Genomic DNA, 25232 nt, shown 5'->3' with positions numbered 1-25232 from the left:
CGATGGAGTTCAGGGCGTCAGCGCGGCGGGTGCGTCTCGTCGGTCCACGTGGTGGGCAGCAGCGGCTGCGGCGGCCCGTTGCCGAATGAGTCGGCGGCCAGTTCGGTCATTCCGGCGGGCTCGATAGCCCCAGACGTATGGTGCGTGCCGGTGAAGCCGAACTCCCTACCGGCACCCCGGTCCGAAGCGGTTGCACCGAGCTCTGTCGGTTCCGGGCCAGCCGGCGTCGCTTCATCGGAATCCAGAAATTCATAGACGTATCCGCGGTCCTTGACGTCGGCCGCGCGACGGCGGCGGGCCTTGCGCCGCTGCGCTGCGGTCGAGACCGCCGTCGCGGATGCCACGGCCGCATGATCCGCAGCGGGTGCCTTTGCCGCCGTGTGGTCGGTCAGGGTCGGGCCGACGCCTTGGTCGGGGTCCATACCGCCGACCGCATAGGGCACTGCCGCCGGCGGCCCCGGCAGCGGTGCCGCGCTGGGACCACCGACACCGGTCAGACCGGTCGGGGTAGTCGCGGGTGCCGCGATTCCGGTGATCGGCGCGATCGACGCCATCGGGAACGGATTGGATCCGGACTGGTGCGGCAGCGAATCGCCCGCGGCATCGGGCAGCACCGATGCGGGTTCCGGCACCGCCAGGGCGGCCAGGCCGCTGAGTCCGGCCAGCCCGACCGCGGCGGCCATCAGCAGCGGCGACGCCAGCAGCATCCCGTAGAGCGTCCACCACAGCGGCCAACCCCAGAAGTTGTAGCTGATCACAAAAATTATCGGGCCCCAGGTCGTCAGTGCCACAACCGGATTGGCGGCGAAGTCGACCAGGAACGCCTGAATCAGATTGAGTGGGTTGCGCAAGAAATCCAGGGTTTCCTGCCCAGCCGGAAAGGTCAGGATGGTGGGCGCCAACGCGTCGAGGATGTCGTTCCAGATTTGCGCCAAGGACTGCGCTTCGGCTGCGGCGATCACCGGCGGGGCCGGCGAGTCGGCCGGTATTGCCGCCACCGCGGTCTGGGTCACCGCCTGGTAGGTACTCATTGTGGTGGCGGCCTGGATCCACATTCGCGCGTAGTCCGCCTCGTTGAGTGCGATGGGAATTGTGTTGATGCCGAAGAAGTTCGTGGCCACCAACACGCCGTGCACCGCATGGTTGGCCGCCAGCTCGGCCGGTGTCGGCATGGTGGCCAGCGCCACGGTGTAGGCAGCAGCCGCGACCTCGTGCTGGGCAGCGGTGTTGGCGCTGTTGCTGCTCTGCGCGGCCAGCCAGGCCAGATACGGCGCGTGTGCGGCGAGATATCGCTCGGCGGTCGATCCCTGCCAGGACGAGCCCCCCACCACCTCCAGCAAGGTGCTCAATTCTGTTGCAGCGCCCAGATACTCGCGTGCCAGCGCGGTCCAGGCGGCAGCCGCGGCGAGTATCGCGCCGGGCCCGGGCCCGCTGAACAGCAGCGCCGAGTGCACCTCGGGCGGCACAGCCGCCCATATCGGCGCAGTCATCGCCGCGATCCGACGAGGAGTCTGCCGGCGACCGCGGAAACATAGAGCCACAGCACGAGGCTGCCGACCCATGTTGGCACGTAATCGAATTCGTCGGCCCGAGCCGAAGCGTTGACACCCAGATAGGCGCAGACCGCGAGCACCGAGATCCCCACCAGTGCCGACAGCGCGGCCCACCGGTGATCACCGGCCCCGGCAAAGTACCGGGCGAAGGCGAAACATGCCACGGTGACCGCGAGAAATCCGATCATGCCGCCGATGCCGTGGATCCTGGCGGACGTGCTCAACGCGTCGTAACCGGGGAACCCGCCGGACGTTCCCGGCGGGAAGCCGAAAGCGGGCTCCGGCGGACACAGACCGACGATGAAGCCGGCGCCCAGACCGTAACCCACCAGCCCGGCCGCGGCCACCACCCCGGAACGCTGCGGCCACGCGGACCATCCGACACCCACTCCGAAGGCGACCAGCAGCACACCGTAGACCAGTATGTCGATGGTCTGCACCCACCCCCAATCACCCAGCACCAGAAGGCTGTTGGGGTGGCGGCGGATGTCGAATCCAGGCCGCGCGGCAGCCAACAAACACGATGTCACGGTCATGCAGACGCCGGCGACCACGCCGGCCCACAACAGCGTCGCGGCCAGGCGCGGGGCGCGGACGGCCACCTCAGCCTGCAACGTCATCGCGGTACCCTCTCGGAATACTTGGTTAGCCAAACCTAACCGAACATAACATGAATGATGTTCATGTTCGACCTGTGCAACGATATTCCGGTGGCCACCCACAATGCGTTGCGTCGGCGTCAGCCGGTGCAGGAACGGAGCAGAAAGCGCGTCGCGCGGATGCTGGCTGCCGCGCTGGAGTTGCTCGAATCCGGCGGCGAGGAAGCGGTCACCACCCGCGCGATCGCCGAGCGCGCCGGGATCCCGGTCGCCACCGTCTACCAGTTCTTCCCGAACCGGGACGCGATGTTGCAGGAGATCCTCACCGACCTGCTGGACCGCCGCGACGCCGAAGGCAGCATGGTGTTGTCCGCGTTGGCGCCGGCCAGTCTGGGGGAAGTGATCCATGCGCTGTTCGAGTTTCACCGCGAGTACCTGGACACCCACCCGCAGCTGGCTAATCTGTTCTACCTCAGTCGTTCCCGGGGATTGATCGCCGACCCGCAGCAACGCCGGGCACGCTTCGCCGAAGCGCTGCACGCCGCCCTCATCGAATGGCGGCTACTGCGCGCCGACACCGACCTCCTGGTGACCACCATGGCCGTCGAACTCGGTGATCACGTCTTGGAGTTGTCGCACCGCGCCGGCCCCGGCCGGGCTCGCGCGGTGTTCGCCGAGGGCGAGCGCGCGCTGACGAAATACCTGGAGCTCTACGCAATGCCCGACGAGACACCGGCTAACTAGCTGGGCAGCGCGTGACATCGGCTACCGACTGCCGACCAGGTACCAGGTGTGCATCACGCCTTTGCCTTTGACGTCGACGTCGCCGCGCTCCTCGAACAGAAACGTGCCGTTGAGCCGCTCGTGGACATCCTGGGGCACCTGAATTCGTCCCTCGACGCCGGTGGTTTCCATCCGCGAAGCCACGTTGACCGCGTCCCCCCACACGTCATAGAAGAACTTTCGCGCCCCCACCACACCGGCCACCACCGGCCCCGCCGCCAAGCCGATGCGCAATGGCACCGCCCTGCCGCGCATGTCGGTCAGATCCGCGACCGCGGCCGCCATGTCCAGCGCCAGGCGGGCCAGCGCCTGCAGATGATCGGGTCGCGGTTCCGGTACACCGCTGACGATCATGTAGGAGTCACCACTGGTCTTGATCTTTTCCAGGCCGTGGCGATCCACGAGTCCATCCAATTGGGTGTACAGGCGGTCCAGGAAGCCGACCAGTTCGGTGGGCGCAGTGTCGCTAGCCTGCCGGGTGAAACCGGCGATGTCAGCGAACAGCACCGAGGCGTCGTCGTATTTGTCGGCGATCACCGGCCGGGACGGATCTTTGAGTCGCTGGGCGATCTGCGCCGGCAGGATGTTGGCCAGCAGCGCCTCCGACCGTTCGTATTCGGCCTCGATGGCCTGCTCGGCACGGGTGACCTCACGTACCGCATACCAGATGGTCGCGACCACCATGACCCACGATGAGATCACGGTGATGACGAATCCGAAGGTGTAGGCCCAATCCGGTTGTACGCCGGTTCTTTCCGGCACCAAGAGTTCGGTTGCGACGGTCAGGACCGCGCCCAGCGCCGCCATCAGCACGGCCAGTCTCAGATGGTCGACGGCGAGCACCAACACGATCAACGTCGCCGCCACCAGGAAGTAGAACTGCATCCCTGATCCGGTGCCGACACGCAAGGTCACGATGAGGATCAGCAGGTAACCCACCATGAGAAAGGTCAGCGGGGCGACCAGCGTACCGAACCGGTACAGCAACGGGATCGACAGATAGAGCGCGGTGCCGATCGCGCTGACGACGCCGATCCACAACCCACCGTGACCGATGAAGATCGACAGCACACTGAAGAAGCCGCTGACCATCGCACCGATCCGGGTCGCCACGGTCAGCACCCGCTCTTGTCGGGCAATACGTTTCGACGAGGGCGCAACATCCGGCGGCGTACCGTGCTGCCGGCCCAGACCAGGCACGACCAGCGATCGCGGTCCGAGCGTCATGGTGGCAGCGTAACGCCGTCGACACGGCGGAGACCTTCGATTCAACGGGTCCACGGTGTTGCCGGTCAACCCTGCACCACCTCGGCCGCAGCAGGATCCGAAGACTGGCGCACAATGCAATCACCGGCACTTCGTGAGGAGTTCTCATGTCCCTGTTCGATATCTCCGAACGCGCCCAGCAGTACCAGGCCGATCTGCGCGAGTTCATGGATTCCCACGTCTACCCGGCGGAGACGATCTATGACGAGCAGATGCGGGAGGCCGGTGACCCGCACTTCCACCCGCCCGTCCTGGAGGATCTCAAGTCCGAAGCGCGAAAACGGGGATTGTGGAACCTGTTTCACCCGCACCCCGAGTGGGGACCGGGGCTGACGAACCTCGAGTACGCGCCGTTGGCCGAGATCATGGGCCGCAGTCATCTGGCGTCCGAGGCGTGCAACTGCAGCGCCCCGGACACCGGGAATATGGAGGTGCTCACGCTGTTCGGCACCGACGAGCACCGGGAGCGTTACCTCAAACCGTTGCTGGACGGCAAGATCCGGTCGGCGTTCGCGATGACCGAGCCGGCGGTGGCGAGTTCGGACGCCACCAATGTCGAAATGTCGATGGTCCGCGACGGTGACGGCTATGTGCTCAACGGACGGAAGTGGTTTGCTTCCAACGGAATGCACCGTAACTGCAAGGTGCTGATCGTGATGGGTAAGACGGATCCGGACGCCGCCCCGCACCGGCAGCAGTCGATGATGGTGATGCCGATTGACGCGCCGGGCATCACGGTGCGACGCAACTTGTCCGTCTTCGGTTACCAGGATCGTGAGGGACATGCCGAGATCGACTTCGACGATGTGCGGGTGCCGGGCACCGATGTGCTCAAGGGGGAGGGCGAGGGTTTCGCGATCAGCCAGGCCCGGCTGGGCCCCGGCCGCATCCACCACTGCATGCGGGCCATCGGCATGGCCGAGCGCGCGCTGGAGCTGATGTGCCGGCGCGCCCAGTCTCGCGTCACCTTCGGAAAACCGATCAGCGACAACGCCAATATCCGGGACTGGATCGCCGAGGCGCGTATCGACATCGAAATGATCCGTCTGCTCACGCTCAAAGCCGCGCATCTGATGGACACCGTCGGCAATAAGGAGGCGCGCACCGAGATCGCGGCCATCAAGGTTGCCGCCCCCAACATCGCGTTGAAGATCGTCGACCGCGCCATCCAGGTGCACGGCGGTGGCGGTGTCACCGACGATTTCCCACTGGCGATGGCGTGGGCGCATCTGCGCACACTGCGACTGGCCGACGGCCCGGACGAAGTGCACAAGCGGGCCATCGCAAGTCAGGAATTGCGCAAGTACCGCAACGATGTCTGAGGACATCCCGGGCGTCGACGCCGCGGCGGTGTCGCGCTGGCTGGTGACCCTGGGCATCGACGCCACCGGTCCGCTGCGCTTTCAGCGGATCGGACTCGGGCAGTCGAACCTGACCTATCGCGTCAGCGATGCCGACGGGCAGGCCTGGGTGCTGCGCCGCCCGCCGCTGGGTCACCTGCTGGCCTCGGCCCACGATGTGGTGCGCGAGGCGCGGATCATGGCGGCGCTGGCCGACACCGACGTGCCGGTCCCCCGAATACTGGCCGTGACAACCGATCCGGAGTTCACCACCGCACCGTGGGTGTTGATGGAGTTCGTCGACGGTTTGGTGGTGGACACGATGGCGGTCGCGGCGGCGCTGACACCGCAGCAGCGCCGCCAGATCGCGCTGTCCCTGCCGCGCACCCTGGCCAAGGTCCACGCCGTCGACCTCGCGGCGGTGGGCCTACAGGATCTGGCCAGCCACAAGCCGTATGCGCAGCGCCAGCTCAAGCGCTGGGCCGGACAGTGGGAGCTGTCGAAGACGCGCGACATCCCCGAACTCGACGATCTCACCGCCCGTCTCTCGGCCTGCATTCCCGAGCAACGCGAAGTCAGCCTGGTGCATGGTGATTACCATCTGCGCAACCTGATCACCTCGCCGCAGACCGGGGCCGTGATCGCGACTCTGGACTGGGAGTTGTCCACGCTGGGTGATCCGCTCGCGGACATGGGCAGCCTGCTCACCTACTGGCTGGAGCCCGGAGAAACGACCAAAAACGACTTCGAGCCGACCACACTGCCGGGTTTTCCCGATCGCGCGGAGATGACCCGGCTCTACATCGACGAGACCGGCCGCGACCCCGCCGCGGTGCAGTACTGGCACGCGCTGGGACTGTGGAAGCTGGCGATCATCGCCGAAGGCGTCATGCGCCGGGGCATCGACGAGCCGCAGAACAGGGCCGCCTCCGGAGCACCGACCACCGACCGGATCGACGCGACCGTGCGCATGGCATGTGAAATCGCCGCTGCGGCAGGGATCTTCGGGCGCTGACTACCGGCCTGAAGTCTCCGCAGCCGGACGACCGGCGTGCTGCCCGTCGCACCACTGGTCGGGAGGCACCGACTGGCGTACCTCCGCCACATGCTCCCCACACCCCTCCCACGTGGTCTTTCCACAGACCGGGCATTGCACCGCACGACACATAGAATCTCCTCGAAACGCGTTGGCGCCACCGCTACTCGATAGACTAATGCGCCCGACTGGCGCTGCTGCGTGCCGTTCAGTTAATCGACGAGGTCACGCAGCGTCTCGATCAGCTTGACCCGCTCGGCGGGCGTGCCGGCCAACGGCATCACGTTCAGCGTGGTCACCCCCGCGGCGCGATACGCGGCCACCCGTTCCTTCACGAATTCCTTTGTGCCGATCAGGTTTACGTTGCGCACCAACTCGTCGGGAACGGCTTTGGCGGCCGCGTCCTTCTCCCCGGCCAGGTAAAGCTGTTGAATCCGATCGGCTTGCGGGCCGTAGCCGTACCTGGTGGCCAGGGTGTGGTAGAAGTTCTTGCCCTTGGCCCCCATGCCGCCGATGTAGAGCGCCAGGTGCGGTTTGACGAATTCGAGCATCGGCTCGACGTTCTCACCGATCGCCAGCGCCGGTCCGGCGTACACCTCGAGTGCGCCGAGTGCCGGATCGCGCTTCGCCTGCCCGGCGGCCAGGGCCTGGCCCCACACGTCAGCCGCCTTCTCCGGCAGATAGAAGATGGGTTGCCAGCCCTCGGTCAGCTCGGCGGCCAGTTCGACGTTCTTCGGGCCCAGCGCCGCAATCAGGATCGGAATGCGTTCCCGGACCGGATGATTGATCAACTTCAGCGGCTTGCCGAGTCCGGTCCCCTGTCCGGCGGGCAACGGGACGGTGTAGTGATTGCCCTGGTACTGCACGGTCTCGCGGCGCCACACCTGGCGGCATATCTCGATGATCTCGCGGGTGCGGGCAATCGGGGCGTTATAGGGCACCCCGTGAAAACCCTCGACCACCTGCGGACCGGACGCACCCAGCCCCAGGACGAACCGGCCGCCGGAGACGTAGTCGAGGCCCGCCGCGGTCATTGCGGTCAGGGTGGGCGTGCGGGTGTAGAGCTGCAAAATGCCCGATGCCAGTTCCACCCGTTCGGTGCTGGCCGCCAGATAACCCAGCGCACTCACCGCATCGAACGAATACGCCTCGGGCACGAATACGATGTCCAGCCCCGCGTGTTCGAGGTCGGCCACCTCGGCAGCCACTTCCTTGAAGCCGCCGGCGTAGTTGATGCCCAGTCCGATGCGCACGATCAGCCGTTCTGGGCGCCGGCGAACTCGACGGCCTCCTGCTGGATGCGGTCGAACTGGGCGCCCATCGCCTCCGACAGCGCCTGCGCGCCGGACAGCGGCCGCACCATCACGGTGAAGTCGTCGATCAGGCCGTCCTCGTTGAAGTGCAGGAAGTCGCAGCCGGTGATCTTCTTTCCGGACACCACGGTTTCGAACACGAACGCGTGGTCCCGCCCGTTCTCGTCGTGAATTTCCCGGATGTAGCGAAAGTCCTGGAAAACCCGCAGCACACCGCGCAGGATGGCGGCGGTGATCGGTTTTCCGACGTACGGCTTGAAGGCCACCGGGCTGGTGAACACCACGTCGTCGGCCAGTAACGCCTGGATGGCCGCTTCGTCGTGGTCTTCGACCGCTTTCCGGAACGGGTGCATGAGAACCTCGCAATAGTCAATTTGTTGAGTAGACCCGATCGACGCTAGAGCTTCCCTGCCCCGCCTGTCTATAGGTAACTAATAACCTTGTTGAATAGGTGCTTCGTTGTACGATGCGTCGATGTCGCTGCGTGACGCCGTGCTGACGGCACTTCTCGACGGTGAGTCCTCCGGCTACGACCTGGCCAAGGAGTTCGACGCGTCGGTGGCCAACTTCTGGATGGCCACCCCGCAACAGTTGTATCGCGAACTCGAGCGACTGGCCGAGCAGGGTCTGATCCAGGCGCGCGTCGTGCACCAGGAACGGCGGCCGAACAAGCGGATGTACTCACTGACCGACGCGGGCCACGAGTCGATTCGGCACTTCACCGCACGGGCGCCCAAGCCGGCGGCGATCCGCGACGAATTGATGATCAAGGTGGCGGCCGCCGATGCCGGCGACACATCAGCCGTCCGTGCCGCGATCGCCGAACGGCGGGATTGGGCGACGGCCAAACTCGAACGCTACGAACGGCTGCGCGCCCGCCTGCTGGCGGGACGCACCGAGGAGGAGTACGTCGCCCACGCCGAACGGGTGGGCCCCTATCTGACGCTGCTACGCGGAATTTCGTTCGAGGAAGAGAATATTCGCTGGGCCGATCATGCGCTGACCGTCATCGGCCGCCGTCTTCCGGCGCGCGCATGAACCGCGGTCCCCGGGTGGTGATCATCGGAGCTGGGCTCGCCGGAATCACTGCGCTGCACACCTTTACCCAACGCGGGTTCTCCGATGTCACGGTGTTCGAGAAGGGCGGTGCCGTCGGCGGTGTGTGGCACTGGAACCGGTATCCCGGTCTCACCTGTGACGTGCCCTCCCAGCTCTACCAATTCGGGTTCGCGCCGAAATCCGACTGGTCGCACATCTGGGCCGACGGGGCTGAGATACAGCGCTATCACGATGACGTGGTGGCCTCACTCGGCCTCGGCGAGCATATCCGGTTGAACACCGAAGTCGTTGCGGCACAGTGGGATGAAGAAACCTCCAGCTGGACGTTACGCACCGCCGCCGACGAGCAGATCGTCGCCGACGTCGTGGTGTGCGCCACCGGCGTGCTGCATCATCCGGCCGTACCCGACATCACCGGACTCGACGAGTTCCGCGGGCCTGTGGTGCACACTGCCCGCTGGGACGACGCCGTCGACACGCACGCCAAGAACATCGCGGTCATCGGCACCGGCTCGACGGGCGTGCAGATCATCTCCGCGCTGCAACCCGCTGCGACCGCGATCACGCATTATGTGCGCTCCCCGCAGTGGATACTGTGGGCGCCGATGTCGTTGCGGCAGAGCGCGGTTGTCACCGCGACGTTGCAGCGCTTTCCGCGCGTCCAGCACGGGTTGTACCGAATGATGTTGTGGGCGTCCGGGATTCTCGCCGACATCACCACCCGCCCGTCCTGGCGTCGGCGCGCGGTGCAGAACTATGCGCGCCTGTGCCTGCGCCTGCAGGTCCGCGACACCGCGCTACGGGTCAAGCTCACCCCGGACTACCAGCCGTTGTGCAAACGCCAGGTGGTGTCCGGAACCTATTACCGCGCAATCCAAGCCGACAATGCCGAGTTGGTGACCGACGGCATCGACGAGGTGACGCCCACCGGGATACGGACCGCCGACGGCCGGCACCGGCCGGCCGACGTGATCGTGCTGGCCACCGGCTTCCATTCGCACAACTACATGCGGCCGATGGAGATCACCGGCCGCGACGGCCTGACCATCGACAAAGCGTGGGCCGGCGGACCGCGGGCCTACCGGATGACCGCTATCCCGGGTTTTCCCAACCTGTTCACAGTGCTGGGGCCCAACTCTCCGACGGGGTCCATCTCCCTGCAGTATTCCGCCGAGCGGACCGCCCGCTACATCGCGCACTTCCTGGAGATGCTGCGTACCGGCGCGGCGACCTCGATCGAGGTCACCCAGGACGCGACCGACGAGTTCAACGCCGATGTGGCAGCGGCCATGGCGCCGACCGTCTGGAACACCGGCTGCAACTCGTGGTACCGCACCGACGACAACACGATCGATCTGTGGCCGTACGACCGGGCGACCCTGACGTCGATGCTGGCCGCCCCGGAACCGGCGCACTTCGACATCCGTTAAGGCACCGCCCCGGTCAGGTAGTGCGCAAGTACCGGCCGGAGCCATTCGGTGAGGGTCGCGTCGTCCATCTCCACCAGCGCTGGGATACGCAGCACGTAGCGGGCCGTTGCCAGACCGAGCACCTGCGATCCCACCAGTGCGGCACGCTCGGCGGCACGGTCGGGAACGGCTGCGGCCAGGGCCGGGGCGACCCGGTCGACGAACACCTCGAGCAACGCTTCGGCGGCCGCCTGGTTCGTCGCGGCCGCGCGCAGCAACGGCAGGAACGGCCCCTGTGATCCCCAGATCGCGACGAACATCGGCAACAGCACGTCGGCGAGTTGGTCAGCGGCCACTCCGGACAGGTCGGGGAAATCGATATCCAGGCGGGACGCCGCGGCGAACAGTTCGGCTTTGCTGCCGAAGTAGTGCATGACCAGCGCCGGATCGACGCCGACGGCCGATGCCACCGAGCGGATGGTGGTGCGTTCAAAGCCATGGTTGCCGAACTGTGATCGCGCGGTCGCCAGGATCGCGGCTCGGGTGGCTTCCCCATCGCGTGTCTTCCGCGGCATGGTCGACAGTGTATTTCAACAACTGTTGACAGGGCTACCGGCTCGGACTACCGTCCATTTCAACGGTTGTTGAAATCTGCGAGGAAGGTTGTCGCCATGACCATCACCGCCATCCAGATCGGTCTCGACCCCGACGTGATCGAATACTCGTCGCCGGAGTTCGCCCGGTTTCCGGGGCTCAGCAGTAGAACGCTGCGGGCGGCCAACGACGACAATGTCGCGGCACTGCGGGCGGCCGGCTACCGCGTCGACAACTGCCTGATCGACTTCGGCGACGCCGGCCTGCAACAGGCCCGAAAATGGCTGGAAGCCAACCGATATGACGCCGTGCTGATCGGGGCGGGCGTGCGGCTGGTCGCGAGCAACACCCTGCTGTTCGAGGCGATCGTCAACGTCGCACACACCACCCAGCCCGGCTGCCGATTCGTCTTCAATCACGCAGCGACGTCGTCCCCGGACGACATTCGTCGCTGGTTCCCGCATCCGGGGGCGGTGCGGGCATGAACACCCACGACTGCGACGTTCTGATCGTCGGCGCCGGTCCCACCGGACTCACCGCCGCGGGTGACCTGGCCCGGGCGGGTCACTCGGTGTGCGTGCTGGAACGCCGGCCATCGGTGAACCCGTCCAGCCGGGCGTTCGCCACCATGGCGCGCACCCTCGAGGTCCTCGACGCGCGCGGACTCGCCGAGGACCTGCTCAGCCGGGCACACCGGGCGCCGGGCGTCACGATCTTGCGCGGCGCACGCATCGACCTCACTCACCTCGATTCGCCCTATCGCTTCGTGATGGTGACGCCGCAGACCAACGTCGATGCGGCGCTGCATGATTACGCTGTCGCACAGGGGGCCGACGTCCGGCGCGACGTCGAAGTCGTCGGCCTGCAGCAGGATGATGCCGGCGTCACTGTGCAGACCGCAGACGGCGACCGGTGGCATGCCCGTTACCTGATCGGCGCCGACGGAGCGCACAGCGCGGTCCGCACGCTGATCGGCGCGGATTTCCCGGGCGAGACGATCTTGTCCTCGGTCGTGCTCGCCGATGTCAAACTGGCGCAGGCGCCCACCGGCGACGGCCTGCGGGTCGGCAGTACCCGAAACAGGTTCGCATTCCTGGCCCCCTACCAGCGGCGCGACGGTGACGGCTCGTGGTACCGCGCCATGACCTGGGACCGCGGTTACCAGGTGTCCGATCACGTGCCGGTGACCGACGACGAGATCGTCAACGTGCTCGACACCGCCATGGGCGCCGAATTGACCGTGCAGGAAGTGCGCTGGAAGTCCCGGTTCCACTGCGAGGAAAGGCAAGTCACGAGGTATCGGCACGGGCGCGTGTTCCTGGCCGGCGACGCCGCCCACGTGCACTCGCCGATGGGCGGCCAAGGCATGAACACCGGGATCCAGGACGCAGCGAACCTGGCTTGGAAGATCGGCGCGGTGCTCGCCGGTGCCGACGACGCGGTGCTCGACACCTACCACGACGAGCGCCACCCGATAGCCAAGCGGGTGCTGTTCCAGTCCGGGCTGTTGGCCCGCGGCGTGACACTGCACCCCCGGGTGGCCCGGGGTTTGCGAAACATATTGGTACCCAACCTGCTTCGCGTCCCGCGGGTACGCGATGCGATCGCCGGCAGCTTCGCCGGGACGACGTTGCGGTATGCGCGGCGCCGCGGTGAGCATCCGTTGGTGGGTACCCGTGCGACACAGGTGCCGTTGACGGCGGGCCGGCTGACCGAACTGCACCGCAGGTCACCCGGCTTCGTGCTGATTCGGGAGCGCGATGCCGTCCCGGCCACTGCGGTCGCTCTGCAGCAGGCGCAACGCACCGACGCCGGCCCGGCGGTCCTGGTGCGGCCGGACGGCTACGTCGCCTGGGCCGGGGACTCCGCGGACCGGGCGGGGTGGGTTGCCACCCTTACCCGATGGGTTGGACCTCGAGCGACATCGCTGCCGGCCACCGCGTGAGTCAGGTCTGGAGGGGATACCGGGGATCCGGGGCATTTGCCGGCATTGCTGACCGGCCGCTGCGGCGCACGGGTTCGCCGGCGCCCGGCATGATGGCCGGGTGACCACCGAGATCCGCGTGCTCGACGACGAGGGTGACCTGCTGGCGGCGTCGAACGTGTTCCGCGCCGCCATGGTCGGGTTCCCACCGCTGAACCTGGCGCCCGGCCGGATCACCAGAATGCTCGAGCCGGGCCGGACCATCGGGGCATTCGTCGACAACCGGCTGGTCGGCACCGCCGACGCCGTCACCAGCCGGCTGACCCTGCCCGGTGGCGCGCTCGTCGGACACGCAGCGGTTACCCACATCGGGGTGCTGCCGTCCTTCACCCGGCGTGGGGTGGCGACCGAGCTGGTGCGCCATCAGCTGCAGGACATCGCCGCTCGCGGCGAGGTGGTGGCGACGCTGCGTGCTTCGGAGGCGACGATTTATGGCCGGTACGGGTACGGGGTGGCGAGTTCGGTGCAGAGCGTGGAGGTGCACACGGCGCGGGCGGCACTGCGGCCGGGCGTCCCGTCCGGCGGGCCGGTGCGGTTGCTCGACCCGGCCGACGCGTGGGAGCTGCTGCCGTTCGTCTACTCCGAGCATCGGCCGGCGCGTCCGGGCAGCATCGACCGCCCCCCGGTGTGGTGGGAAAGTTTGCGGTCGCGCAGTGAATCGGCGCCGGGCGCTTCGTATGTGGCGGTGCACGGCGACCCCGGATCCGAGTCCGGGTTCGCCCGCTACCGCCCGATCGACACCGACCGGTGGTTCGTCAGCGATCAGCGCACCATCGTGGTGGAGGACTTCTTCGCGCCCACCCCCGATGCCTACCTGGGACTGCTGCGCTTCCTGTTCGGACTGGACCTGGTCGATCGGGTGATCTTCTGGATGTTGCCCGTCGACGATCCGCTGCCCTTGCTGCTGCAGGATCGGCGCGCGGCGAAGATCACCGCTCGCTACGACGAAACCTGGTTGCGGATCATCGACGTTCGGCAGGCGCTCACCGCCCGAAGCTACGCCGGTGCCGAATCGGTCAGCATCTCGGTGAAAGACCCTCTGTTGACGGACAATTCGGGTGTTTTTCGGATCAGCGGCGATGGTGCTGCGCCGGTCGAGGAGGGTGCGCAGTTACACGTTGACGTGGAGGGCCTGGCCACCGTCCTGCTGGGCGGTGCGACATGGCACAGCCTGGCCCTCGCCGGACTGGCCCGCGCCGACGATCCCGCGGCGCTCGCCGCCGCCGATCAGCTCTTCAACGTGCCCGAAGCCCCTTACGCCGGCTTCTACTTCTAGCGATGATCGTCGTCGTCGGCGCCGGCATCTGCGGGCTGGCAGCTGCGCACGAACTATCGCGCCGTGGCGAACGGGTGATCGTGGTGGAGCGAGGCGAGCCGTTCGCCGAGCAATCGGTGGGACTGGCCCGGATATTCCGCATCGCGCACCGACGACCGCAGTTGTGCCGGCTGGCGCTGCACGCCCGGAAGGGTTGGCAGCGCTGGGAATCCGAGTTCGGTGCCGGGCGACTACTGGGCACCGAGGGGTTCATCGCCGCAGGCGCGGACGCTGAGGTTGCCGCGGCAATGTCGCACGCGGGTGCTGCATTCTCCCGGTTGGACCCCGACGAGATCGCGGCCCTCCTGCCATTCGCTGACGTGCCCTGGGAGACAGCGGTTCTCGATCCGCTCGGTGGCAGCCTGCGGATTCGCCGCGCATTGTCCGCCCTGGCGAAGCGCGTGAATATTCAGCGCGCGCGGGTTATTTCGGTCAACGACGACGGTTCGGTCCACTTGGCCGACGGCGCCGTACTACCCGCCGACCGGGTGCTGATCTGCGCAGGGGTGCAGACCCAGGCGCTGTTCGGCCCGCTCGGAATCGAGTTCGGCCCGCACACCCGGTTCACCTACCAGGGTGCTGACGCCCACGGCGCCGCTTGTCTGTCTTCCCCCGAAGGCTACGGATTGCCGATCGGCAGCACCGGCCGCTGGGCCTTCGGGCAGGACGTGCCGGACCCGGCGACGGTACGCGCGTTGTTCCCGTCGTTGGCAGCGGTCAGTCGGGTCGATTGTGTGACTGCGCGCGCAGCCTGGCTCGACGAGGGCGGGGACGGCTGGCAGGTGGCCCGGCGCGGCAACGTGATCGGGTTCGTCGGCAGCAACCTGATGAAATTCGGCCCGCTGCTCGGCGAACTGCTCGCCGACGCCGTGCTCAGCGAACACCTTCCCGCTGCGCTGGTCCTCGAGTAGGCGCGACGGGTTCGACCAGGGAGTTTGGCGGCGATCGGGGTGAGTGAGTACTCTCTCACCTATGGTCGCCTCGGGACGCGATCGGCTGTTGGCCGAAGCGTTGAAGCTGTTCGCCGCCAAGGGTTACGCGGCGACCTCGGTGGCCGATATTCAGCGGGCGTCCGGTCTGGCGCCGGGATCGGGCGCGCTCTACAAGCACTTCGGTTCCAAACGCGAGCTGTTGGAGGCCGCTGTCGCGCACCGCATCGACAGCATTGTCGCCGCCCGCGAACAGTACGACGCCAAAGAGCCGCACAGCGTCGAACATGCGGTACGCACCGCGGGGCAGTTGATCTGGAGCAGCTTCAAGCAGAGCGAGGACCTGCTGCAGGTCATGCTGCGCGAGCCCGACGAGCTCGGCGACCTGGACGAGAAGACCTGGCAGGTCATCACCGACAACGCCTATCAGCGCTTCGCCGACGAGCTCGCCGCGTCCAACCGTAGCGGTCGCACGCAGATCCCCGACCCGGATGCCGCGGCGGCGGTGGCGATCGGCTCGTTGTCCTACGCCGCGACGCTGCAGGCTCTCACCGGTCGGCTGCCCGGCAACATCGACGAAGAGCGTTACTTCGAGGCGTGGGTGAACCAGACACGCGCCGTGCTCGCCCAGTACCGAACCCCGAAAAACAAGTAATAACAACATATTTCAGGAGTGGATCCGTGACATTTTCCATGCAGCTCAGCGACGACGTGATCGAGGTGCGCGACTGGGTGCACAAGTTCGCCGCCGACGTCATCCGGCCGGCCGCGGCCGAATGGGACGAACGCGAGGAAACCCCGTGGCCGGTGATCCAGGAAGCCGCCAAGGTCGGCCTGTACTCCCCTGACTTCTTCGCCCAGCAGGCGGCCGAAGAGACCGGCCTGGGCATGTTGACGGCCTTCGAGGAGATGTTCTGGGGCGACGCCGGCATCGCGCTGTCCATCATGGGCACCGGTCTGGCCGCAGCGGCGTTGGCGGGCAACGGAACTCCCGAACAGCTGGGTCAATGGCTACCGGCGATGTTCGGTACCGCCGAGGAACCCAAACTGGGCGCGTTCTGCTCGTCCGAACCCGACGCGGGATCCGACGTCGGTGGCATCCGGACCCGGGCACGCTACGACGAGGCGGCCGGTGAGTGGGTGCTCAACGGCACCAAGACCTGGGCCACCAACGGCGGAATCGCCAACGTGCACATTGTGGTGGCGTCGGTCTATCCCGAGCTGGGCACCCGCGGCCAGGCCAGCTTCATCATCGGACCGGACACCAAAGGTCTCTCGCAGGGTCAGAAGTTCAAGAAGCACGGCATCCGCGCGTCCCACACCGCCGAGGTGGTGCTGGACAACGTCCGGTTGCCCGAGGACGCGATCCTCGGCGGTCGGGAGAAGTTCGAGGCGCGCGTCGCCCGGGTCAAGTCCGGGGCTTCCGCGCGTGGCCAGGCGGCGATGAAGACGTTCGAACGCACCCGGCCGACCGTCGGGGCGATGGCGGTCGGCGTGGCCCGGGCCGCTTACGAGTACGCGCTCGACTACGCCTGCCAGCGTGAACAATTCGGCCGCAAGATCGGCGAGTTCCAGGCCGTGGCGTTCAAGCTGGCCGACATGAAGAGCCGGATCGACGCGGCGCGGCTGCTGGTGTGGCGGGCCGGCTGGATGGCGCGCAACAACCAGAACTTCGAAGCGGCGGAGGGTTCGATGGCCAAGCTGGTGGCGAGCGAAACCGCCGTCTACGTCACCGACGAAGCCATCCAGATCCTCGGTGGTAACGGTTACACCCGCGATTACCCCGTGGAGCGGATGCACCGAGACGCCAAGATCTTCACCATCTTCGAGGGCACCAGCGAGATCCAACGGCTGGTGATCTCGCGCGCCCTGACCGGACTGGCCATCCGCTGACGCCGGGCCGACACGGCGTGCGTGAGCGGCTCGCAGCTTCAGCTTCGGTGGCACGGCTGACATGATGTCACCCATGGCGACTGCGTTGGATTCGGTGCTTGCCGCCGACAGTGAATCGACCGCTGGTTCGATCGCGGTCCGTGGCAGCATCGCAGTTGCCGGATCGACCGCGATCGCAGGCAGCGTCGCCGTTGCCGGATCGACGACGGCGGCGGCCAGCGTCGCAGTCGCCGGGTCGGTCGCGACGGCGGGCGGCATCGCGGTCGCCGGATCGGCCGGAACGGCCGGCGGAGTCGGGGTGATCACCAGCCTGCTCACGGTGATCTGTATCGGCGTTCGGGAATGCGTGGCATGCCTGGCATGTATCGCCTGCGCCCGGTGCGTCGGTTGCATCGCGTGTGTCCGATGCACCGATTGCGTCGGTTGCATCGGCTGTGTGAACTGTTCTGGGCTGCGAAATGTGGTCGGCGCCAGGAATATTCACCTGCCGGTTGCGGCGTGACACGTCCCGCGAATCGGTAGCCCGGGTTTGATCGCGAGGTGTGGAGCCGTCCTCTGGATCGTGGGCCCGGTTGGGTACCTGCTCCTCGAAGCGGTCGCGGCGGCAGCCTTCCGCGATTACAGCTATGCGAACAACTACATCAGCGACCTCGGACTGACCGGCCCGCGAACGCGGCTGATGCAGCTGGCCTTCTGCATGCAGGGCACTTCCTTCCTGCTCGGCGCCCTACTCATCACCGGATCTGCGCGCAGCGGTAGGCACCGGCTGTTCCTCGGCCTGGCCGTCGCGAACGCACTCGGCAACTGCCTGGTCGGCACCGTGCACCGGGGTGGGCTGCACGTCGTCGGCGCCGTGCTGGCCATCCTGGGCGGCAATGCCGCCGTGCTGGTCGGTCGGGCGGTGGTCAGCTCGTCCGCGTGGTACCGCCAGACCGCCAAAGCAATTGCGGCAGTGGGATTTGTGAGCTTCGGCGGGTTTGCTGCCGGGACGTTCGGCGTCGACCTGGGCCCGAAGGGGATATGGGAGCGCGGCAGCGTGTACACGATCCTGCTGTGGCAGCTGCTCACCGCGTTCCTGGTGCTACGCGGGCACCGCGCGGCCACCCCGGATCATTGACCCGGTTGTTGATTGGTCGGGCGGAAGCCGGACTGCGCCACCGCAACCGAGACACCGTTGCCGATCGGCCCCCGGTGATCGACGAGGACGGCCGATCCGGTCGCCACGCCGTCGTCGCTGCAATGCGTCATGGCGGCCAGGCCGAGCTGGGGACCGTCGGGCAGCCGGCTCAGCGTGAGCGTGTAATCGACGTTGATGAACTGCAAACCCTTGCTGCCCCAGTTCGCGATCGACGCGGTGATGTCGCCGGCCATCGCGGCGCGGGTGAAGGGCGTCAGCTCCTCCCCGCCGATCGCGGACGGGTCTCCTGCAACCAGGTGTACTTCGGCCCCTGCCGGTCTGCCCAGTCGGGATCGGGATTCTGCAGTTCACCGCCCCACCCGTAGGTCCTGATGAAAAGCGACTCGACACCTTCCTGATCGACCGGCAGGGGCGGCAACTGCACCGGGGGTGACCACACCTGTCCGTCGGGCTGGTCCCCCCGCCGCACGAACAGGGCGCTCGCGTTTGCGACCACATGGCCGTCCTGGACGAGTGCGGTCTCGACAAGTCGCAGCCGCCGCCGGTCCTGCTGGATGCGGGTGCGCACCTCGAGCGGCTTCGGCGCCGTCGGCCGGGGCAGGTCGACTGTCAGGCGGGCGGGCTGGAACTGCGGATCGCCGCTCGCGCGCTCGGCCGCCCAGCCCAGCAGGCCGCCGACGACGTGGCCACTGAGCGATGGCCCCCAGCCACCCCGAGCCATAGTCGTTGGCACATAATGGTTTTCGTCGCGGACGAAATACGGCAGCGGATCCGCCGGGTCGCCGGCCGGGGAATTGCGGTGCACATCGTGTTTCTACAGCAATGGGCCGGCGGCGTTGCGCCGGGTTACGACAACCGCGCCAGCGCGGTCCTGATCTCGGCGACGCGGGCCGCATCGATACCCCAGGGTCGCTCGACGCCGACCTGCTCGTCGAGATCCCAGAGCACGCACTGTTCGTCCGGTTCAGCGACCAACTGCCAGGCGATCACCGTTCTGCGAAGCTGCTCGTCGGCCGATTCGCTGGCGGCCCGGTTACCCGGCAGCGCACCGCCGTCCGGGTGGTGGTGCAGGAACCGACCGTATGCCGCGTCGCAGAAGACGGCATACCGCGCGGTGCACAAGATCAGACCGTGCCACGCCTCGTCCACCGCATGCGACGGCATTCCGATCACCTGCTTGTCCCGTAGCGCGGGCGCACAACACCGAAGCCACTGCCGCAGACCGGTCTCGACGAGCGTTCGCGGTTGCCATGGACACGTCTTGAACACGGCCGGGGGCAGTTCCAGTGCCGCCACCGCGCGGTGGGCGCGGTCGTGTCGATCCAGCCGTCGGCGTAGCACGAAATCACTGTAAACGGCGTCCGCGAACGTCCGCAGTCCTTGGGATTAACGTGGGTGCATGACCGTGACTGAACTGAGCATCATGACGGGCGTGGTGGGGTTGTTCATCGCGGGCTGGCTTCAGAGCCGGCGTGGCCGGGGCCGCGGCGACTTCGGCGACGGCGACATCTGGTCGTCTGGACTGGGATCCCACGGCGGCACGGACGGCGGGAGTGGCTGCGGCGGCGGGTCGAGCGGGTGCGGCGGCGGGTGCGGCGGCGGCGGCGATTAGCTATTTCCAGGCGAACAACGGTTGCTCGAGTTCATCCACCGGATCGTGCCGGCCTTCCAGACACCACCACCGAAGCTGCAAAAGCACGGCGCCGGTGGGAGCGTGGATCAGATCGTTGCCCAGCGGAATCTGGACGACCGGACGCGGGCTTTCCGGGATGGTGATGAAGCGGGGCGAATCGGCGCGTTGCAATTGGTGCAAGCCCACCCGGTAGACGGCCACCACCTCGTCGGGGGCCGGACGCAGATCGCCTCGGCCGCCGCCCCAGATCACCACCGGGGTGATCACGTACCCCGACCGGGTCGGGTAGTCGTCCAACATCCCCAGCACCGCCGACGGCGGCAACCGGACGCCGACCTCCTCGTCGAGTTCCCGCAACGCCGCGTCGGTCACGGTCTCACCCGGATCCAGCCGGCCACCCGGCAATGCCCACTGCGCAGCATGGGAGGACAGCCGAGAGGTCCTGCGGCACAACAGAAAAGCCGCGCCGCCGGCCACGTCGACCATATGTCCGTCCAGGTCGCCCGGCATCGGCCGGTCGGCGATCCAGTCGTCCACCGGCGCCGGATCCACCCTGTCCTCGCCGACTTCGGAGTCGACGAGAACGACCGCCACCGCCGCGTGCCTCTTGGTGGGGTCGGTCACCGCACGCCGGTCGCACTCGGCCAGGCGAGCCCTAATCTGATCCCGCAGCGCGTCGTCGTAGGTGATAGTCACCGCTTGACCATAGGCGGCGGGACGGACGCCGACGCGGCACACGGGTACGTCGACCGACTCCTCAAGGACCACCGGTACCTGCGTGACGTCTACTGAGGGTGTGACCGAGCGAACATAGTTAGTGCCCTAACTAATCAGTACGATGGACATAGACGGCATCGGTCGCGGTGCCCGATCAATGCATCCCGATCAGGAGCGAACATGGCCTCCGCTCGCCCGAACCTGTGGCAGTACATCACCTATTCGTACGGGCGACGCCTGCCCGCCGCGATGCAGGAGTGGGTCGCCAATGACCTCGCGGGCCCGGGCGCGATCCGCCGCCACATGGTCCGGCTCTCGATCCCGCCGCTGCTGGTCCTGGCACCATTCTGGCTGTTGCCGGCGTCGGTGTACGTGCACACCGAGATGACCTTGCCGATCTACCTCTGGACCCTGGTAATGGCGTTTGCCCTGAACAAGGTGTGGCGCCGGCACCGGTTGGCCCAGCACGGTCTGGACCCCAATCTCGTCGACGTGCTCAACCGGGAAAAGAACGTGCGCCTGCACGAGGACTACGCACGCCGCTACGGGCCGCGCCCGCAATCGGCCGAGTGGCAGGCGAACAGCAGCCCGTTCTGAGTTGAGGAGGCAGCGCGATGGCCCGCGAACCGGCCACTGTCGCGGAGGTCGATCCGCTGTCCCTGGAGAGCCAGGTGTGTTTCGCGCTGGCCGTCACCAACCGCGCCGTGCTGGCCGTATATCGGCCCTTGCTGGAACCGCTCGGCCTGACCCATCCGCAGTATCTGGTCATGCTGGCGCTGTGGGACACCAGCAAAAAAGAGCGAAAACCGCTGTCGGTCAAAGATATTGCCACGCTGCTGCAGATGGATTCCGCCACCCTGTCGCCGATGCTCAAACGTCTGGCTGCACAGGGCCTGATCACGCGCACCCGCAGCACCACCGACGAGCGAACCACCCATGTCGAGTTGACCCCGAAGGGTCGCGACCTGCGCCGGGCGGCGTTGCAGGTACCCCCGGCCGTAGTGGAACGCCTCGGCGTGCAGCTTTCCGAACTCGATCAGCTACGTGAGCTGCTGACCGGGATCAATACCGCCGCGCGGGCTACCGCCCCGCTCGACCCGTAGCGGTCGGCCAAAATACTGTAAGGCATACAGTACGATTCCTGGGATGGCTGGCCGTGTCGTCCACACACCCACCTTCTGCCGCATCTGTGAGCCGTTGTGCGGCATGGTGGCCACCGTCGAGGACGGCAAGCTGGTCGCGCTGCGTCCCGACAAGGATCATCCGCTGTCCGCCGGTTTCGCCTGCCAGAAAGGCATCGCGTTCACCGAAGTAGTCAACGACCCCGACCGCATTCAGACACCCTTGCGCCGCACCGCTGACGGCTTCGAGCCCGTCTCGTGGGACGAGGCGCTCGACGACATCGCGGTCCGGGTTGCCGCGATCCACCGCAAGCACGGCTCGGGAGCGTTCGGCTGGTACCTGGGCAACCCGGCGGCGTTCAGTTACTCCCACCTGTTCGGGGCGATGTCGTTCATCAAGGGCATCGGCCGGCACAGCCACTTCTTCACGTCGTCTTCACAGGACACAAGCAGTCGGCTCATCGCCAGTCAATTGCTGTACGGATCGCCGATGTCGGTGCCGATCCCGGACCTGATGCGCACCGACCTGCTCGTCATGATGGGCGCCAATCCGGTTGTCTCCCATGGCAGCTTCCTGACGGCGCCGCGGATCAAGGACCGCATGCACGACATCGTCAAGCGCGGTGGTCGTGTGATCGTGGTCGACCCGCGCCGCTCCGAGACCGCCGCGCAGTTCGAATGGCTGGGCATCACGCCGGATGCCGACGCCTACCTGTTGCTGTCGCTGCTGCAGGTGCTGTTCGCCGAGGGCCTGGCCCACGATGTCGGCGCGCATGCCGACGGAGTGCGCTGGCTGGAAATGCAGTGTGCGCCTTTCACTCCCGAACGCACCGAACGCCACACCGGGATAGAGCCGGCAGTGGTGCGCTCGCTGGCCAGAACTTTATCTGACACCCCGCGCGCCGCGGTGTACGGGCGGCTGGGCACGTGTGTGGGCAGACACGGCACCCTGACCACCTATCTGATCGATGCGGTCAATCTGATCGCGGGCAACCTGGACCGCCCAGGCGGCAGCGTCTTCAGCACCTTGGGTATGCCCGGACAGAAGTGGGGACTGAAGTTGATGGGGTGGTCGTTGCGGCGCACCTACCGGCGCAACCGAACCCGCATCGGTGGCTTCGGCGCCGCCATCGGTGCCGAACCCGCGGCGCTGATGGCCAAGGAGATCACCACCGTCGGCGATCGGCAGATCAAGGCGCTATTCGTCGGGGCCGGCAACCCGGTGCTTTCGGTCCCCAACGGCGACGAACTGGAACAGGCCGTCTCCCAATTGGACCTGATGGTCGGGCTGGACCTGTACGTCAACGAGACGACCGCCCACTGCGACTACGTGCTGCCCGTCACCACGATGTACGAACGCGACGACTTCGCAGTCACCTTCCAGACGTTCCAGGCCACCCCGTTTCGTCAGGTCACCGAAGCAGTGGTGGAGCCGGTGGGTCAGGCACGCACGGAATGGGACATCATCACCGAGTTGATTGCGCGGACGACGGCTCGGACGCCCGCCTTCGTCGCCCTGACGGGTCTGCGTCGCGTGTCGGTCTCGAGAGGCAGACGGTTGCAACCGCGACCTCTGGTCGACCTGATGATCCGATTGTCCGAGGGTGGCGACCTGTTCGGAATGCGGCGCCACGGGCTGACTTTCGCCCGGTTGGCCGGGAAGCACCCGCACGGTGTAGTGCTGAGTCCACACCTGCGCACCGGCGTGCTGAACGAGGTGGTGGCCTACCTCAACGGTCGAATCCGGCTGCAGCACAATGACATCCACGCCGAGATCAGTGCGCTGACCCGGCGCCGCAGTCCGGATGACTACCCGCTGCGGTTGATCGGTATGCGTGAGCCGCGGTCGGAAAATTCGTGGTTGCACAACTCGCCATTGCTGATGCGCGGCAACCGCTCTCACCACGCGGTGATGCACGCCGACGACGCCGCGCAACGCCACATCGCCGCCGGCGACACCGTGATGGTCCGTTCGCCGTTCGGGCAGATCAGGATTGCGGTGACCCTGACCACCGACCTGGTCCGCGGCACCATCGCCGTGCCCCACGGGTGGGGCCACAAAGGCACCGGGAGATGGCAATTGGCCAACCGGGCCGGCGGTGCGAACGTGAACCAACTGACATCGAGCCACCCCGACGACCTCGAGGCGCTGGCGGGCATGTCCTGGTTGACCGGTGTGCCGGTCGAGGTCGACGCCGTCGCGAGGTGAGCTGGTCGTCACCCCCGCGGGTCCGGGGTGCCCAACTGCTCGGCGAGCCAGGGCAGGGTCAACGCGAAGGCAGTGGCGGCCGACGGCCAGTCATGTCTGCCGGGCAGCGCGACCACCTGGCACGAAATGCCCTGCTCCGTACCGACTTTGCACAGGTGCTCGGCGGCGTCCTGGCCCACCCCTCTGCGGTGATCGGTTGAGCCGGGAACCGCGAAGAGACCGGACAGGTCGGCATAACCGCCGTGGCGGTTCATTGCCGTGGCCGGGTCGAACCGCCGGTATGCGTCGATGTCGCCGTCGAAAAGCCGGTCGATAGTCTGCGCAGGGGTCCCGGCGTTCGGACCGCTGTCGCCGCCGATGTCGACGAAAGCGCTGAAGATCTCCGGGTGTGTCACCGCGAGTCCGACCGCGCAGGTGCCGCCCGAGGAGAACCCGACGATGCCCCATCTGGTCTCGGCACCGAGGGCGAACAGGTCGCCGATCTCCGGGACCACCTCTGCGGTCAGGTGATCCGCGGAGTTGCCGCGTGACCCGTTGACGCATTCGGTGTCGACGGTGAATCCGCCGGTGGCGTCGGCGAATACGGCCACGGGCGCCTGACCGCCATGTGCTGCCGCGAAACTGTCCAGCGCGGCGGTGGCCCTGCCGACGCGAACCCAGTCCGCCGGCGTGTTGAACTCACCGCCGATCATCATGATGGCGGGCAGGGGCCTGCCCGAGAACCATGCCGGCGGCAGGTACACCCACTCGCGCCGGTGCGCGAAACCCGACTTGCCCGTGCTCGTGGTCACCGCCACCACCGCACCGTGTCGTGGGGTGACATGATCGCGCCGCATCGCTCGCGCGGTGTCCAGATCGAGCTCATTCGGCAATGGCCGGTTGGCCAATTGGCTCCATGCGGCATGCACGGTGGGGTAGTAACCCAGCCACCCGTTGATCGTCAGACCGATGCTGAGCAGACAGAACGACGCCGCGAACACCGACGCGTTGCGCCGCCACCCCCCGGCGCTCGCCCAGCCGGCCACAGCGACGGCGATGGCCAGGCCGGCCAGTGACACCCACAACCACAGCTGCCACGGCGCCGGCTCGCTGGCCAGCCCGAGCGTGCCGTAGTACCAGTGCACCGCCACCCCGGTGCTGACGCCCACCAGCACCGTCAGGGCGAACCAGCGCGTGCGCCACCGGCGCCCGACGGCATAGAGCAGCGCAGCGACGGTCACCACCTGCACCGCCGCTGGGATCGGTCCATGCATCAGCGAGCCGTGCCACACGGTGGTTCCTTCGATCAACAGCCTGGGAGTTTTACCCGAAGCTGCGCCCGGGAAACCCGCGGCGCCAGCA

26 protein-coding genes and 1 pseudogene are annotated in these 25232 nt (G+C 67.0%); 17 read left to right on the top strand and 10 right to left on the bottom strand.

Features of this window, described 5'->3' with window-relative positions; all coding sequences use genetic code 11:
• Positions 1–17: 17 nt before the first annotated feature.
• Complete coding sequence (locus tag ACZYZ9_RS11685; RefSeq protein ID WP_463826407.1) at positions 18–1490, bottom strand: PPE domain-containing protein; 1473 nt, start codon at positions 1488–1490, stop codon at positions 18–20.
• Positions 1487–2173, bottom strand: a complete 687-nt coding sequence (locus tag ACZYZ9_RS11680; RefSeq protein WP_463826406.1) for a DUF998 domain-containing protein — start codon at positions 2171–2173, stop codon at positions 1487–1489. The genes ACZYZ9_RS11685 and ACZYZ9_RS11680 overlap by 4 nt, the downstream gene beginning before the upstream one ends.
• 54 nt (positions 2174–2227) lie before the next feature.
• Between ACZYZ9_RS11680 and ACZYZ9_RS11675 the strand changes: the two genes are divergently transcribed.
• The gene (locus ACZYZ9_RS11675; RefSeq protein WP_463826405.1) at positions 2228–2896 is read left to right on the top strand and encodes a TetR/AcrR family transcriptional regulator; all 669 of its coding nucleotides are present in this window, start codon (positions 2228–2230) and stop codon (positions 2894–2896) included.
• Between the two features lie 21 nt (positions 2897–2917).
• Here ACZYZ9_RS11675 and ACZYZ9_RS11670 read toward each other — a convergent pair whose 3' ends face one another.
• On the bottom strand, positions 2918–4162 hold the full coding sequence (locus tag ACZYZ9_RS11670; protein WP_463826404.1) for an adenylate/guanylate cyclase domain-containing protein: 1245 nt from the start codon (positions 4160–4162) through the stop codon (positions 2918–2920).
• A 146-nt stretch (positions 4163–4308) separates the two neighbouring features.
• Here ACZYZ9_RS11670 and ACZYZ9_RS11665 point away from each other — a divergent pair, with 146 nt between their 5' ends.
• Together ACZYZ9_RS11665 and ACZYZ9_RS11660 are read left to right on the top strand one after the other, a co-directional pair.
• Positions 4309–5523 carry an acyl-CoA dehydrogenase family protein gene (locus tag ACZYZ9_RS11665; protein WP_463826403.1) on the top strand — a complete coding sequence of 405 codons (1215 nt, stop codon included), beginning with the start codon at positions 4309–4311 and terminating at the stop codon, positions 5521–5523.
• Positions 5516–6556 (top strand): phosphotransferase family protein, encoded by a 1041-nt coding sequence (locus ACZYZ9_RS11660; protein ID WP_463826402.1) that lies wholly within the window; start codon positions 5516–5518, stop codon positions 6554–6556. The genes ACZYZ9_RS11665 and ACZYZ9_RS11660 overlap by 8 nt, the downstream gene beginning before the upstream one ends.
• Before the next feature lie 233 nt (positions 6557–6789).
• On the opposite strand, the gene ACZYZ9_RS11655 is transcribed toward ACZYZ9_RS11660, so the two are convergent.
• Complete coding sequence (locus ACZYZ9_RS11655; RefSeq protein WP_463826401.1) at positions 6790–7830, bottom strand: LLM class F420-dependent oxidoreductase; 1041 nt, start codon at positions 7828–7830, stop codon at positions 6790–6792.
• Positions 7831–7832: 2 nt separating this feature from the next.
• Complete coding sequence (locus ACZYZ9_RS11650) at positions 7833–8243, bottom strand: nuclear transport factor 2 family protein (RefSeq protein WP_463826400.1); 411 nt, start codon at positions 8241–8243, stop codon at positions 7833–7835.
• 121 nt (positions 8244–8364) lie between these two features.
• On the opposite strand from ACZYZ9_RS11650, the gene ACZYZ9_RS11645 reads away from it, so the two are divergent.
• Both ACZYZ9_RS11645 and ACZYZ9_RS11640 read left to right on the top strand, forming a co-directional pair.
• Positions 8365–8928, top strand: coding sequence for a PadR family transcriptional regulator (locus ACZYZ9_RS11645; protein WP_463826399.1), 564 nt, complete (start codon positions 8365–8367; stop codon positions 8926–8928).
• Entirely contained in the window at positions 8925–10379 is a 1455-nt protein-coding gene (locus tag ACZYZ9_RS11640; protein WP_463826398.1) for a flavin-containing monooxygenase, read from the top strand. The genes ACZYZ9_RS11645 and ACZYZ9_RS11640 overlap by 4 nt, the downstream gene beginning before the upstream one ends.
• Here the strand turns inward: ACZYZ9_RS11640 and ACZYZ9_RS11635 are convergent.
• Positions 10376–10933 carry a TetR/AcrR family transcriptional regulator gene (locus ACZYZ9_RS11635; RefSeq protein ID WP_463826397.1) on the bottom strand — a complete coding sequence of 186 codons (558 nt, stop codon included), beginning with the start codon at positions 10931–10933 and terminating at the stop codon, positions 10376–10378. The genes ACZYZ9_RS11640 and ACZYZ9_RS11635 overlap by 4 nt on opposite strands.
• Positions 10934–11029: 96 nt before the next feature.
• Between ACZYZ9_RS11635 and ACZYZ9_RS11630 the strand changes: the two genes are divergently transcribed.
• From ACZYZ9_RS11630 to ACZYZ9_RS11595, 8 genes are all read left to right on the top strand, one after another.
• Positions 11030–11437, top strand: coding sequence for a hypothetical protein (locus ACZYZ9_RS11630; RefSeq protein ID WP_463826396.1), 408 nt, complete (start codon positions 11030–11032; stop codon positions 11435–11437).
• The gene (locus ACZYZ9_RS11625) at positions 11434–12897 is read left to right on the top strand and encodes an FAD-dependent oxidoreductase (RefSeq protein ID WP_463826395.1); all 1464 of its coding nucleotides are present in this window, start codon (positions 11434–11436) and stop codon (positions 12895–12897) included. The genes ACZYZ9_RS11630 and ACZYZ9_RS11625 overlap by 4 nt, the downstream gene beginning before the upstream one ends.
• Positions 12898–12997: 100 nt before the next feature.
• Positions 12998–14212 carry a GNAT family N-acetyltransferase gene (locus ACZYZ9_RS11620; RefSeq protein ID WP_463826394.1) on the top strand — a complete coding sequence of 405 codons (1215 nt, stop codon included), beginning with the start codon at positions 12998–13000 and terminating at the stop codon, positions 14210–14212.
• A gap of 2 nt (positions 14213–14214) precedes the next feature.
• On the top strand, positions 14215–15162 hold the full coding sequence (locus ACZYZ9_RS11615) for an NAD(P)/FAD-dependent oxidoreductase (RefSeq protein ID WP_463826393.1): 948 nt from the start codon (positions 14215–14217) through the stop codon (positions 15160–15162).
• A gap of 61 nt (positions 15163–15223) precedes the next feature.
• Complete coding sequence (locus ACZYZ9_RS11610; protein WP_463826392.1) at positions 15224–15835, top strand: TetR/AcrR family transcriptional regulator; 612 nt, start codon at positions 15224–15226, stop codon at positions 15833–15835.
• 26 nt (positions 15836–15861) lie between these two features.
• Positions 15862–17073: an acyl-CoA dehydrogenase family protein gene (locus ACZYZ9_RS11605; protein WP_463826391.1), complete on the top strand. Its 1212-nt coding sequence runs from the start codon at positions 15862–15864 to the stop codon at positions 17071–17073.
• A gap of 73 nt (positions 17074–17146) precedes the next feature.
• Positions 17147–17575 (top strand): hypothetical protein, encoded by a 429-nt coding sequence (locus ACZYZ9_RS11600; protein WP_463826390.1) that lies wholly within the window; start codon positions 17147–17149, stop codon positions 17573–17575.
• A gap of 60 nt (positions 17576–17635) precedes the next feature.
• A complete protein-coding gene (locus ACZYZ9_RS11595; RefSeq protein WP_463826389.1) occupies positions 17636–18190 on the top strand; it encodes a DUF998 domain-containing protein in 555 nt (184 codons plus the stop codon).
• Here the strand turns inward: ACZYZ9_RS11595 and ACZYZ9_RS11590 are convergent.
• Both ACZYZ9_RS11590 and ACZYZ9_RS11585 read right to left on the bottom strand, forming a co-directional pair.
• A pseudogene (locus tag ACZYZ9_RS11590) lies at positions 18184–18932 on the bottom strand (acyl-CoA thioesterase domain-containing protein). The gene ACZYZ9_RS11595 and the pseudogene ACZYZ9_RS11590 overlap by 7 nt on opposite strands.
• Before the next feature lie 125 nt (positions 18933–19057).
• A complete protein-coding gene (locus ACZYZ9_RS11585; protein ID WP_463826388.1) occupies positions 19058–19552 on the bottom strand; it encodes a glycine-rich domain-containing protein in 495 nt (164 codons plus the stop codon).
• Positions 19553–19610: 58 nt separating this feature from the next.
• Here ACZYZ9_RS11585 and ACZYZ9_RS11580 point away from each other — a divergent pair, with 58 nt between their 5' ends.
• Positions 19611–19823, top strand: coding sequence for a hypothetical protein (locus ACZYZ9_RS11580; RefSeq protein WP_463826387.1), 213 nt, complete (start codon positions 19611–19613; stop codon positions 19821–19823).
• Here ACZYZ9_RS11580 and ACZYZ9_RS11575 read toward each other — a convergent pair whose 3' ends face one another.
• Positions 19824–20540 carry an NUDIX hydrolase gene (locus ACZYZ9_RS11575; RefSeq protein WP_463826386.1) on the bottom strand — a complete coding sequence of 239 codons (717 nt, stop codon included), beginning with the start codon at positions 20538–20540 and terminating at the stop codon, positions 19824–19826.
• A gap of 201 nt (positions 20541–20741) precedes the next feature.
• Here ACZYZ9_RS11575 and ACZYZ9_RS11570 point away from each other — a divergent pair, with 201 nt between their 5' ends.
• From ACZYZ9_RS11570 to ACZYZ9_RS11560, 3 genes are read left to right on the top strand one after another with little or no spacing between them, the layout of a single operon-like run.
• Entirely contained in the window at positions 20742–21158 is a 417-nt protein-coding gene (locus ACZYZ9_RS11570; RefSeq protein ID WP_463826385.1) for a DUF5313 domain-containing protein, read from the top strand.
• Between the two features lie 17 nt (positions 21159–21175).
• Positions 21176–21664, top strand: a complete 489-nt coding sequence (locus ACZYZ9_RS11565; protein ID WP_463826384.1) for a MarR family winged helix-turn-helix transcriptional regulator — start codon at positions 21176–21178, stop codon at positions 21662–21664.
• Between the two features lie 43 nt (positions 21665–21707).
• On the top strand, positions 21708–23891 hold the full coding sequence (locus ACZYZ9_RS11560; RefSeq protein ID WP_463826383.1) for a molybdopterin-containing oxidoreductase family protein: 2184 nt from the start codon (positions 21708–21710) through the stop codon (positions 23889–23891).
• A gap of 8 nt (positions 23892–23899) precedes the next feature.
• Here the strand turns inward: ACZYZ9_RS11560 and ACZYZ9_RS11555 are convergent, their stop codons facing one another.
• Positions 23900–25162 carry an alpha/beta hydrolase-fold protein gene (locus ACZYZ9_RS11555; protein WP_463826382.1) on the bottom strand — a complete coding sequence of 421 codons (1263 nt, stop codon included), beginning with the start codon at positions 25160–25162 and terminating at the stop codon, positions 23900–23902.
• Positions 25163–25232 lie beyond the last annotated feature (70 nt).

Source organism: Mycobacterium sp. IDUB_28 (assembly GCF_055419285.1).
This window is presented reverse-complemented; position numbering and strand designations above follow the sequence as displayed.